The following is a 614-nucleotide window of genomic DNA, read 5'->3' as shown; positions in this document are numbered from 1 at the left end:
CGCCAACGCGCTTCAGCTTGCCACCGCAATCCTCACACGCTTCGCCTGTCTCAAGCACCTGTTCGATCCTTGGCAGATGATCCGGCAGCGGCTTGCGGACCGGCTTGTCCTTCGAGGCAGGCTCTGGCGCGCCAGCGGGAACCTCTGTGCTGCGGGTGATCTCCAGGTCTTCCAGCATCAGCTGGAGCTGCTGGAGGCCTTCGGCCGATGATCCGAACCGATGACGGGCCATCCCTGATAACTGGAGCTTCAGCTTCTCGATCAGCAGGTCCCGGCCACGCAGCTCGACACGATGCCGGTTGATCTCGACATGCGCGTCGCGCAGCATCGCCTTCAACGCTTCGACATCATCGGGAAGATCAGCCACATCCGACATAGGCAGGAATCTACCCTGCTTCGCCTCGCCAGTGAATCCCGAAAATCGCGTCACCCTGTCGTCAGCGGCCGCCATGTCTGCTTCGTGATCCGCCAGTCGATCCCTTCAAGCAGCATCGACAGCTGCGCCTGGCTGAGGTGTACCTTGCCATCCTTCGCCGCTGGCCACACAAACCGGCCACGCTCAAGGCGCTTGGCAAAAAGGCACGCGCCCTGGCCGTCCCACCAGATGATCTTCA

Annotated in this window: 2 protein-coding genes; both read right to left on the bottom strand. The window is 61.9% G+C overall.

Going from position 1 to position 614, the window contains the following annotated elements; translation table 11 throughout:
- Nucleotides 1-451: transposase (locus HOC_RS20720; protein WP_199285895.1), on the bottom strand; the 451-nt coding region annotated here is incomplete at its 3' end.
- Nucleotides 427-614: IS66 family insertion sequence element accessory protein TnpB (gene tnpB / locus HOC_RS20715; protein WP_035542752.1), on the bottom strand; the 188-nt coding region annotated here is incomplete at its 5' end. The genes tnpB and HOC_RS20720, both read right to left, overlap by 25 nt.

This window comes from Hyphomonas oceanitis SCH89, from assembly GCF_000685295.1.
In the GTDB taxonomy this organism is placed as follows: domain Bacteria; phylum Pseudomonadota; class Alphaproteobacteria; order Caulobacterales; family Hyphomonadaceae; genus Hyphomonas; species Hyphomonas oceanitis.
This window is presented reverse-complemented; position numbering and strand designations above follow the sequence as displayed.